At 71.1% G+C, this 10554-nt stretch carries 12 protein-coding genes; 8 read left to right on the forward strand and 4 right to left on the reverse strand.

Translation table 11 applies throughout. The features are described from left to right. The first annotated feature begins 4 nt into the window (after positions 1 to 4). Positions 5 to 889 carry an NAD(P)H-binding protein gene (locus tag AB0411_RS28505; RefSeq protein WP_366420144.1) on the forward strand — a complete coding sequence of 295 codons (885 nt, stop codon included), beginning with the start codon at positions 5 to 7 and terminating at the stop codon, positions 887 to 889. A gap of 190 nt (positions 890 to 1079) precedes the next feature. Here the strand turns inward: AB0411_RS28505 and AB0411_RS28510 are convergent, their stop codons facing one another. From AB0411_RS28510 to AB0411_RS28525, 4 genes are all read right to left on the reverse strand, one after another. Continuing rightward, positions 1080 to 1637 (reverse strand): anthrone oxygenase family protein, encoded by a 558-nt coding sequence (locus AB0411_RS28510; RefSeq protein WP_366420145.1) that lies wholly within the window; start codon positions 1635 to 1637, stop codon positions 1080 to 1082. 2 nt (positions 1638 to 1639) lie between these two features. After that, positions 1640 to 1915 (reverse strand): DUF2087 domain-containing protein, encoded by a 276-nt coding sequence (locus tag AB0411_RS28515; RefSeq protein WP_366420146.1) that lies wholly within the window; start codon positions 1913 to 1915, stop codon positions 1640 to 1642. Positions 1916 to 1987: 72 nt separating this feature from the next. Next, positions 1988 to 2416 (reverse strand): VOC family protein, encoded by a 429-nt coding sequence (locus AB0411_RS28520; protein WP_366420147.1) that lies wholly within the window; start codon positions 2414 to 2416, stop codon positions 1988 to 1990. A gap of 659 nt (positions 2417 to 3075) precedes the next feature. Then, positions 3076 to 4458, reverse strand: a complete 1383-nt coding sequence (locus tag AB0411_RS28525; RefSeq protein ID WP_336049001.1) for a glycine--tRNA ligase — start codon at positions 4456 to 4458, stop codon at positions 3076 to 3078. A gap of 211 nt (positions 4459 to 4669) precedes the next feature. Between AB0411_RS28525 and AB0411_RS28530 the strand changes: the two genes are divergently transcribed. The 7 genes from AB0411_RS28530 to AB0411_RS28560 all read left to right on the forward strand — a co-directional run bounded on the left by AB0411_RS28530 (position 4670) and on the right by AB0411_RS28560 (position 10445). Beyond that, entirely contained in the window at positions 4670 to 5632 is a 963-nt protein-coding gene (locus tag AB0411_RS28530; RefSeq protein WP_366420148.1) for a metal ABC transporter substrate-binding protein, read from the forward strand. 32 nt (positions 5633 to 5664) lie between these two features. After that, positions 5665 to 6444 carry a metal ABC transporter ATP-binding protein gene (locus tag AB0411_RS28535; RefSeq protein ID WP_366420173.1) on the forward strand — a complete coding sequence of 260 codons (780 nt, stop codon included), beginning with the start codon at positions 5665 to 5667 and terminating at the stop codon, positions 6442 to 6444. Then, positions 6444 to 7343, forward strand: coding sequence for a metal ABC transporter permease (locus tag AB0411_RS28540; protein WP_366420149.1), 900 nt, complete (start codon positions 6444 to 6446; stop codon positions 7341 to 7343). Before AB0411_RS28535 ends, AB0411_RS28540 begins: the two co-directional genes overlap by 1 nt. A gap of 140 nt (positions 7344 to 7483) precedes the next feature. Beyond that, entirely contained in the window at positions 7484 to 7915 is a 432-nt protein-coding gene (locus AB0411_RS28545) for a Fur family transcriptional regulator (RefSeq protein WP_366420150.1), read from the forward strand. Between the two features lie 230 nt (positions 7916 to 8145). Continuing rightward, positions 8146 to 8502, forward strand: a complete 357-nt coding sequence (locus AB0411_RS28550; protein ID WP_366420151.1) for a WXG100 family type VII secretion target — start codon at positions 8146 to 8148, stop codon at positions 8500 to 8502. A gap of 186 nt (positions 8503 to 8688) precedes the next feature. Then, a complete protein-coding gene (locus AB0411_RS28555) occupies positions 8689 to 9741 on the forward strand; it encodes a hypothetical protein (protein WP_366420152.1) in 1053 nt (350 codons plus the stop codon). A gap of 104 nt (positions 9742 to 9845) precedes the next feature. After that, complete coding sequence (locus tag AB0411_RS28560) at positions 9846 to 10445, forward strand: hypothetical protein (RefSeq protein ID WP_366420153.1); 600 nt, start codon at positions 9846 to 9848, stop codon at positions 10443 to 10445. Positions 10446 to 10554 lie beyond the last annotated feature (109 nt).

Raw genomic sequence — 10554 nt, forward strand, 5'->3', positions numbered from 1 at the left:
CCATATGATCGTCCTCACCGCACCCACCAGCACCATCGGCCGCCTGCTCGTCGCCGACCTGCTCGATCGCGGGACACCGCTGCGCCTCATCGCCCGCGACCCCTCGCGGCTCGCCCCCGAGGTACGCGAGCGGACCGAGGTCGTCGAGGGCTCGCACGGCGACGCCGCCGTCATCGACCGGGCCTGTGACGGCGCCGAGGCGGTCTTCTGGCTCGCACCGGACGAGCCGGCCGCACCGAATGCCGCAACCGTCTACACCGACTTCACCCGCCCCGCGTGCGAGGCGTTCGCCCGCCATGGCGTCACGCGCGTCGTGGGCATCTCCGCCCTGGGCCGCGGGGCGCCGATGGCCGGCCGGGCCGGCCTGGTGACCGCCTCTCGGGCGATGAACGACCTGATCGCCGCCTCGGGCGTCGCCTACCGGGCCGTGAGCTGCCCGTCGTTCATGCACAACCTGCTCCACCAGGCCGGCGTGCTGAAGGAGCAGGGCATGTTCTTCCTGATGGCCGACCCGGACCGGAAGAACCCCATGGTGGCCGCCCGTGACATCGCCGCCACCGCCGCGCGGCTGCTGCTCGACGACGCCTGGGAGGGGTCCGGGGAGGTCGCCTGCCTCGGGCCCGAAGACCTGTCGCCCAACGAGATGGCGCGGATCATGTCCGAGGTCCTCGGCACCGCGGTCGGCTACCGCCAGGTCCCGGGCGCGGACCTCAAGCAGCGCCTCACCGGTGCCGGGATGAGCGACGCGATGGCACAGGGCATGGTCGACATGTTCGAGGCCAAGAACCAGGGCCTCGACAACGCCGAGCCGCGCACCCCGGAGTCGACGACGCCGACGACGTTCCGGCAGTGGTGCGAGGAGGTCCTCAAGCCGGCTGTGACGGCCTGAACCCGCAGCCCGCGTGGTCGCCCCGATGACTCCGCACCGACCGATCCGGCGTCGGTACGAAGTCATCACGCGGCGACATGGGAGCGTCCGGATATGTCCTGACGGCAGTGCCACGGCCCGATGGATCACGGCCGGGCGCCGCAGCACCCGGCACGGCAGCTCGCACCGAGCCGGCAGGGCCGAGCACGCCTTAAGTACCTGCCGCCCCCGCCGCCCCCGCCGTTCCGTGCAGGAAGAGCGCCCAGCCGAGCGCGCCGAAGGCGGCGGTGTGCGCGAGCGCGCGCACCAGGTTCCAGGTGACCCACCGGCCCTCGAAACCCTCGCGCGCTGCTCTGCTCCCGCCGGACCGGCCGCCCGGATCGCCCGGGGCAGCAGGGGCAGCCGGGCCCTCGCCCGCCGGAGCCTTGTCGAGCGCGTTGTTGAGCGGGACGTTGACGCCGCCGGTGACGAGGAAACCCGCCAGGTACAGCACCAGGGCGGCGAGGATCCAGGGCAGGGCGACCCGGCCGGGCCCGTTCCGGGCCAGGACCGTGGCGAGGACGAGCAGAGGCATCGGCAGCAGGAAGGCGAGCAGGAACCAACCGTTGACGATGGCCCGGTTGATGTTCCGCATGGCCTGCACGAACGTGCGGTCGTCGCATCGGCCCAGGCCGGGCATCACCGCGTAGGCGAAGGCGGTGAACAGGCCGGCCATCAGGCCCGCGCCGAGGGTCGCGACGAGGAGCGTGGCGGTCTGCAGGGCCCTCATGGCTAGCCGGCCCTCCGGTAGCTGCTGCCGTCCTTGGGCCGGGTCAGCAGGCCCGCCACGACGAGGTAGCGGCGCAGCGCCGAGCAGTCCTCGTGCACCGCCAACAGCGCCTCGTTGACCTCGCGTTCGCTGTACTCCCGGTCCCGCTCGAACAGCGTCTCCGCGAGATGGACGAGCAACTGCTCGCGGCGGGCCGCCTTCCGCGGGATCGCCGTCAGCCGGCCCCGGGAGAAGAGGGCGGCCACCCCCTGTGAACCGCTCGACTCATCGTCAGACATCCCGGCAGCCTCCCGCGCCGCCGTCTCCCGGGCAACGCATTTTCCCGGGAGACGACCGCGCGGACGCCCCGGCTAGGGCCGGACGTAGGGCCGGGTCATGATCTCCATGTTGTGGCCGTCCGGGTCGTCGAAGTACGCACCGCGGCCGCCGAACAGGCGGTTGATCCGGCCGGGTTCGGTGTGGTGGGGGTCGGCGTAGTAGGTGACCCCGACCGCCTCCAGCCGGGCGATCATGCCGTCGAACTGCTCGTCGGGCACGAGGAACGCATAGTGCTGCGGCTGGACGGGCTCGTCGCGCTGCTCGTAGTAGTCGAGCGTCACGCCGTTGCCGAGGTCGACGGGGAGGAACGGCCCGAAGGGCGCGCCGAGCGCCAACCCCAGTATCGCGGCCAGGAATTCGGCCGACAGCTGCCGGTCCTTGGCGTAGACGGCGGTGTGGTTCAACTGGACGGAGGTGGTCGGCAGCCCGGCTGCCTCAGGGTGCTGCTGTTCGTGCGGCATGTGTGGTGGGTGTCTCCGGGTCTCGGTATCCGCTGGGAGGGGCGCCGCATACGGGCGCTGCGCAGAAGACTCGGAAGAAGGGCGGGGCTCTGGCCCGCCTCGCGCTCACGCCGAGGCCGGGAACCCCACTCGTGCATGGCCCAAGGCCGACCCGGCAGTCACCCGACGGACTTTAAGGATCAGCACGGGGCGGGGCAACGCCTTTTCCCGGCCGGCGCTCGTAGAGCCGTCACCCTGCCCGCCGGCCCTACCGAGCGCGAACATGGTCAACAGCCCACCCCGAGGAAGTGCGGCACCGCCAGCACCCGACGGTGATCGGCGTCGGGGCCACGACGCGCAGGCGCGGAGAGGCATTCCCGCAGCCTGGGGGGCGCTGGGGAGCATTCGCGCAGCCCGGGCGGCGCGAGGGTGCACTCCCGCAGCCCGGGGCCCGGAGAGTCCCCTCCCCACCCCCACCGCCCCACACCAAGGCACCACCAGCACCACCAGCACCAGCACCAGCACCAGCACCAGCACCAAAAAGCGCCGGCCAGGCCCGGAAGAATCCGAACCCGGCCGGCGCTCAAGGCCATACGGGGGGCACCGCCCCTCAAGGGGCCGGCGCCGTCCGCCGGGGAACGAGCGCCGCCCCACCTGGGACTGCCCCCGCCCCCGGAGGACTAGCAGCCCAGCAGTCGCGCACCCAGGTACGCCTGGATCTGGTCCAGGCTGACCCGCTCCTGCTTCATGGTGTCGCGCTCGCGGACGGTCACCGCGTTGTCGTCGAGGGTGTCGAAGTCGACGGTGACGCAGAACGGCGTGCCGATCTCGTCCTGGCGGCGGTAGCGGCGGCCGATGGCGCCCGCGTCGTCGAACTCGATGTTCCAGTTCTTGCGCAGGTCGGTGGCCAGGCCCTTCGCCTTCGGCGACAGCTGCGGGTTACGGGAGAGCGGCAGCACCGCGACCTTGACCGGCGCCAGGCGCGGGTCGAGCTGCATGACGGTGCGCTTCTCCATCTTGCCCTTGGCGTTGGGCGCCTCGTCCTCGATGTACGCGTCGAGCATGAAGGCGAGCATCGCGCGGTTCACGCCGGCCGCCGGCTCGATGACGTACGGAGTCCAGCGCTCGCCGGCCTCCTGGTCGAAGTAGGAGAGGTCCTGGCCGGACGCCTTGGCGTGCGCGGACAGGTCGTAGTCGGTGCGGTTGGCCACGCCCTCCAGCTCGGAGAACTCGGTGCCGCCGAAGTTGAAGCGGTACTCGATGTCGGCGGTGCGCTTGGAGTAGTGCGAGAGCTTCTCGGCCGGGTGCTCGTACCAGCGGATGTTCTCCTCGCGGATGCCGAGGTCGCGGTACCAGTTCCACCGCTCGGCCATCCAGTACTCCTGCCACTTCTCGTCCTCGCCCGGCTTGACGAAGAACTCCATCTCCATCTGCTCGAACTCACGGGTCCGGAAGATGAAGTTGCCGGGGGTGATCTCGTTGCGGAAGGACTTGCCCATCTGCGCGATGCCGAACGGCGGCTTCTTGCGGGAAGTCTGCTGCACCTGGGCGAAGTTGGTGAAGATGCCCTGGGCGGTCTCGGGGCGCAGGTAGGCGACCGAGGCGGTGTCCTGGGACGGGCCGAGGTGGGTGGAGAGCAGGCCGGAGAACTGCTTCGGCTCGGTGAAGCCGCCCTTGTTGCCGCAGTGCGGGCAGTTCACGTCCGCGAGGCCGTTCGCCGGCAGCCGGCCGTGCTTGGCCTCGTACGCCTCTTCCAGGTGGTCGGCGCGGAAGCGCTTGTGGCAGGAGGTGCACTCGGTGAGCGGGTCGGTGAAGGTGGCGACGTGGCCGGACGCCTGCCACACCTCGGGGGCCAGGATCACCGACGAGTCGATACCGACCACGTCTTCGCGCGAGGTGACCATGGCGCGCCACCACTGGCGCTTGATGTTCTCCTTGAGCTCGACGCCCAGCGGACCGTAGTCCCAGGCAGCGCGGGAGCCGCCGTAGATCTCACTGCAGGGATAGACGAAGCCACGGCGCTTGCTCAGGCTGACGATGGTATCGATCTTGTCGGCGGCCACGGTGCTCTCTTCATTACGACGACGAACGATGGATGGGCAGCGCCCTAGCGCCTCGCTGGGGGGTGGTGGTCGGGAGACGGGTGGGCGAATAGTTCAGGGTACCGGCGGCCGTACCCTCTGGATCAAATCGGTTCCGGCCCCATTGTCGTCCCGCTCACACCGCCCCACCTGTTGTTGACAATCGTTTCCAACATTGTTGAAAATGAGTGTCATGAACATACGCCGTCGCATATCCACCGCGGCCCTCGCCGGGGTCTCGGCACTCGGCCTGCTGGCCCTCTCCGCCTGCTCCCCCGCCGGCGGGGCCCGCACCGAGGACGGCAGGCTGCGCGTGACGGCGTCCTTCTACCCCATGGAGTTCCTCGCCCGGCAGATCGGCGGGAAGCACGTCGAGGTGACCGACCTCACCAAGCCGGGCGTCGAGCCGCACGACCTGGAGCTCACCCCGAAGCAGACCGGCCAGCTCGGCGAGTCCGGCGCGATCGTCTACCTCAAAGGCCTGCAGCCCGCCGTGGACGACGCCGTGGCGCAGTCCGGCAACAAGCACGTCGCCGACGCCGCCGCGCTCACCTCCCTCGAAAAGCACGGCACCGAGGTCGACGGCCACCACCACACCACCGGCGACAACCACTCGCACTCCGAGGCCGAGGGCGGCGACGACCCGCACCTCTGGCTGGACCCCGTGAAGTACGCCGAGGTCGCCCGGGGCGTCAACACGACCCTCGCCAAGGCCGACCCGCACCACCGGGCCGACTTCCAGAAGAACACCGACGCGCTGGTGAAGAAGCTGGACGGGCTGGACAAGGAGTTCCGGGACGGGCTGAAGAAGCGGTCCTCGGACACCTTCCTCACCACCCACGCGGCCTTCGGCTACCTCGCCGAGCGCTACGGCCTGACCGAGGAGGCCATCAGCGGCCTCGACCCCGAGTCCGAGCCCAGCGCCCACCGCATCAGGGACCTGCACACCCTCGCCGACCGGCACCACGTCTCGACCGTCTTCTTCGAGACGATCGCCAACCCGGTCACCGCGAAGACCCTCGCCGGCGACCTGCACCTGAAGACCGATGTCCTCGACCCGCTCGAAGGAATCAACGGCAAGTCCCGCGGCACGGACTACTTCGGGGTGCAGCGCGCCAACCTCGCCGCGCTCCAGAAGGCGCTCGGCAGCAAGTGACGGACACCGCACAGCACGTGACGGAGGTCACCATGAACCAGTCGCCCGCCCAGCCGGTCATCGACCTGCACGGGGCCACCGCCTCCCTCGGGGCCCGCCCCGTGCTGCGCGGCGTCGACCTGACCGTGCGCTCCGGCGAGGTCGTGGCCCTGCTCGGCGCCAACGGCTCCGGCAAGTCCACCGCCGTCCGCTCCGTGATCGGCCAGGTCCCGCTCACCGGCGGCGAGCTGTCCCTCTTCGGCACGCCCTTCCGCCGGTTCCGCGACTGGGCCCGGATCGGGTACGTACCCCAGCGCACCACCGCCGCCGGCGGCGTCCCCGCCACCGTCCGCGAGGTCGTCACGGCCGGCCGGCTCGCCCGTACGAAGCTGGGCATCCTGCGCAAGGCCGACCGGGCCGCGGTGCACCGCGCCCTGGAGCTGGTCGGCATGGCGGACCGCGCCAAGGACTCCGTCAACGCCCTGTCCGGCGGGCAGCACCAGCGGGTGCTGATCGCCCGTGCGCTGGCCGGTGAGCCGGAACTGCTGATCATGGACGAGCCGATGGCCGGCGTCGACCTGGCCAGCCAGGAGGTGCTCGCCTCCGCACTGCGCGAGCAGGTCGGCCGCGGCACCACCGTCCTGCTCGTGCTGCACGAGCTGGGGCCGCTTGAGCCGCTGATCGACCGCGCGGTGGTGCTGCGGGACGGCTGTGTCGTCCACGACGGCGCGCCGCCCGAGGCCGTGGGCCAGCATGCGCTGCCCGGCCATGACCATGTCCACCCGCACGCCGATGTGGCGGCGGAACCGATCCGGACGGGGCTGCTGAGCTGATGGAGATCCTCGACTACGCCTTTATGCAGCGGGCCCTGATCGCCGCGCTGATCGTCGGTGTCACCGCCCCCGCCATCGGCATCTACCTCGTCCAGCGCCGCCAGGCCCTGATGGGCGACGGCATCGGCCATGTCGCGCTGACCGGCGTCGGCCTCGGCTTCCTGCTCAACACCAGCCCGGTGTGGGTCGCCACCGCCGTGGCCATCGCCGGCTCCGTCGTCATGGAGCTGATCCGCTGGTACGGCCGCACGCGCGGGGACCTGGCGCTGGCCATGCTGTTCTACGGCGGCATGGCGGGCGGCGTGATGCTGATGAACCTCTCCGACGCCGGCTCCAACGCCAACCTCGGCACCTACCTCTTCGGCTCGATCACCACGGTCTCGCCGCAGGACATGACGACGATCTACGTGCTGGCCGCCCTGGTGCTGGCGATCACGATCGGGCTGCGCCGCCAGCTGTTCGCCGTCTGCCAGGACGAGGAGTTCGCCCGGGTGACGGGCCTGCCGGTGCGGCTGCTCAACCTGCTGGTCGCGGTCACCGCCGCGGTCACCGTCACCGTCGCCATGCGCGTCGTGGGGCTGCTGCTGGTCAGCGCCCTGATGGTGATCCCGGTCGCGGCCGCCCAGCAGATCAGCCGCAGCTTCGCGGTCACCTTCGTGGTGGCCGTCGCCATCGGTGTCGCCGTCACTCTTACGGGCACCGCCACCTCGTACTACGTGGACGTGCCGTCCGGCGCCACCATCGTGCTGTTCGCCATCGGACTGTTCGTGGTCTTCACGGCGCTCGCCGCGCCCCTCGCGAAAAAGCGCGCCAGGGCTGCCGCGGAGGGCAGCGAGGGGTGCACTCTGGAGGTACCCGGCAGCCGCACCGCCGCGGACGAGGTGAGGGTGGCCGGGTGAAGACGGGTAGAGATGTCCTGGAAGGCACTGTGCGATACGGAGCGATGCGCGTAAGCGTTCCCCCGGTGGTCCGGTCATCACCTGGCACAATGGCGGGACGCACGTACAGGGGGAAGTCCTGACGTCCTAGGGAGGCAACGGTGGCGACGAGCGCGGGATCTCCGGTACGCGGCCGGTCGACGCGGCAGCGGACCGCGGTGTCGGCCGCACTCGACGAGGTCGACGAGTTCCGCAGTGCGCAGGAGCTGCACGACATGCTCAAGCACAAGGGCGACTCCGTCGGGCTGACCACCGTCTACCGGACGCTGCAGTCCCTCGCCGACGCCGGCGAGGTCGATGTACTGCGCACCAGTGAGGGCGAGGCGGTCTACCGCCGGTGCAGCACCGACGATCACCACCACCATCTGGTGTGCCGGGCCTGCGGCAAGGCCGTGGAGGTCGAGGGCCCCGCGGTGGAGAAGTGGGCCGACCAGATCGCCGCCGAGCACGGCTTCCAGGACGTCGCGCACACCATCGAGATCTTCGGGACCTGCGGGGAGTGCGCGGCAGCGCCGGCCGCGGAGAAGAAGTAGCCGAGAAGCAGCAGCAACGCCGCGCGAAACGGGCCGCCTCCCCACGGAGGCGGCTCTTTCGTGCGTCCGGCCCGTCCGTCCGTGCCCCGGATCCCCGTCCCGTCCCGGGCCGCGCCGGCGGACGACGTGGGGCCTCCGCGGACCGCGCCAGGGGATGACTGTCAGGTACACGCTGGTGCTAGCCTTGCCGCGGCAACAGCGTGGAGGACACGCATACACGGGGGTAGAACATGGGCGTTCTCGGGGAACTCTGGGACGACGGCACGAAGCTGGTCGGCGACGTGGTCGAGATCGGCAAGGACGTCATGATGGCGCCGGCCGAGATCGCCCATTGGGTGCTGACCCAGATGTTCGGCGGCGGCGAGGCCGACCTGCAGAAGATCGCGACCGAGCTGAAGACGCTGAGCACCGAGCTGGACGGCCTGACCAAGGAGATCAACTCCGCCCTCGGCCACCTCACTTGGCACGGCCCGGCCTCCGACGCCTTCGTCCGGGTCGCGCACGGCCGCGTCAAGGAGATGAACCAGATCTCCGACGACCTCTCCACGCTGAGCACGTCCGTCACCCGCCTGTCCCAGGTCTACTGACGACGGCCTGCTGACGGCACCTCAGCTTCGCAGCTTCTTTCGGGGCGCTGCGCCCACGGAGTCCGCGTCCGCCGGACTCCACGTTCACCCGGCTCCCGCTGCTCGGAGCCCGAGGCCTTCGAATCGCGCCACCCGGTACGCCGGGTGCTTTTCGCGGTTCACCACCACATCACGGGGGTTGTACGGATGGCAGGCGACACGTTCGGCGTGGAGACGGCGGAACTCGCCAAGATCGAGAAGGACTGGCTCTCGGTCAGCCGGCGGATGGCGGAGCTGAACCAGCGGCTCGGCGAGATCAAGGAGACGCTGATCACCGCGGCGGGCATCGACCTCGCGGCCGCGCCGCTCGCCTCGCTCCCCGGCTTCGGCATCGCCTACCAGGTGCTCGCGGACGTCAAGGACATCGCCGAGGTGAGCGGGCGCCTGGAGGAGAGCAAGAAGAAGCTCCTCGACGAGCTGGCGGGCGACGCCGAGAAGATCAAGAAGGTCAAGGCCGAGTACGAGGCCAACGAGAAGAAGATCGAGGACGAGCTCCAGAAGATCAAGGACCGGAAGAAGGACCACGACGCCCCCCGCTCCCCCGGGCACACCGGCGGCGGCAGCACGGGCGGCGGCAACGGCGGCTCCTCCGGTGGCGGCGGTGGCGGCGGTGCCACTGGCGGCGGGGGCGGTGGCGCCTCCGGTGGCGGGGGCGGCCCGGCCCCCGAGCAGGGGCACGGCGACGGCAAGTGGGAGACGAAGGGCGACTGGGACGCCTGGTCGCCGGGCAAGCACCACACGACCACCGGTGCGGGCGTCGAGACCGCGCCCGACACCTCCGGTCTTCCCGGCGAGCGCAAGGACATCATCGACCGCGCCCTGGAGCGGGTGAACCACCGCATCGGCTACAGCCAGTCCGCCACCACCAACGGCTACCGCGACGACTGCTCGGGCTTCGTCTCCGCCGCCTGGGGTCTGGAGCCGCCGGGTCTGAACACCTACGGCCTGATGGGCAACAACACCGCCCATGTGATCACCAAGGACGATCTGCAGCCGGGCGACGCGCTGATCGCCGGGGACCACACCGTCCTCTTCGGCGGCTGGGCCGACAAGGAGCACACCAAGTACATCGCCCTGGAGGACAACGGCTCCCAGGGCACCGTCTCGCACGTCATCCCGTACCCGTACTACTCCGGCGACGCCGCGCACGAAAGGTCGATCGGCAAGCCGTACGTGCCCTACCGCCGCAACGGCCTCTAGGACGCGTCCGCCCCACCGGCCCCGGGGCCGCGGCGCCCCGCACCGCGGCCCGCCCCGGGCCGGTCCCGGCGCGCCCCGGCCCGCACACGAGAGAGAACGCCTGCATGTTCACCCGCCGCCTGCTCGCCGCAGCCGCCGCCGCTGCGGCGCTGGCCACGCTCACCTCCTGCAAGGGCGAGGACCCGGCCGCCGCCCCGGAGACACACACGTCCGCCGCCGCGTCACCGCAGTCCACGCCGACCGGCGGACAGACCGCTCCCCCGACCGCAGCGCCGACCGACGGCCCGTCCCCCGCGGCGTCCGCCTCCGGGCAGAAGGACCTGCCGATCGACCCGGAGCCGTCGTCCGACTGCACTCCGGCGCGGCTCGCCAAGGGGCACCGGATGGTGCAGGTCACCGGGGCGCCGGCCGGGGGCCGGCTGTCCGTCAAGGAGGCGCGGTTCGCCTGCGACCCCAACGGCGGCGGATACGCGGGTACGGGCAAGGCCGCCGCGTACCGGCTGGCCGCGGGCGCCACGGCCGAACTGACCACCAGCGCCACCGGCCACCGCACGGTCCCCCTCGCCACCCTCACCGGGCACCTCACCGCCTGCCTGCGGCACGACCAGGTCGAGCCGCCCCTCGCCTGCTCGGGAGACATCTACGAGCTCACCCTGAACGGCTCCGGCGCCGTGACGCACCTGCGCGAGATCTGGCACTCCTGACGGGTCCCGCGGCACGGAAAAGGGGCCGGCGGCGTTCGTCCGAACGCCGCCGGCCCCTTTTCCGTGCCGGCCCACGCCTAAGTGGGCCGCCCGGCGAGCGCCACCCGGC

This window comes from Streptomyces angustmyceticus (genome assembly GCF_040701845.1).
GTDB lineage: Bacteria > Actinomycetota > Actinomycetes > Streptomycetales > Streptomycetaceae > Streptomyces > Streptomyces angustmyceticus_A.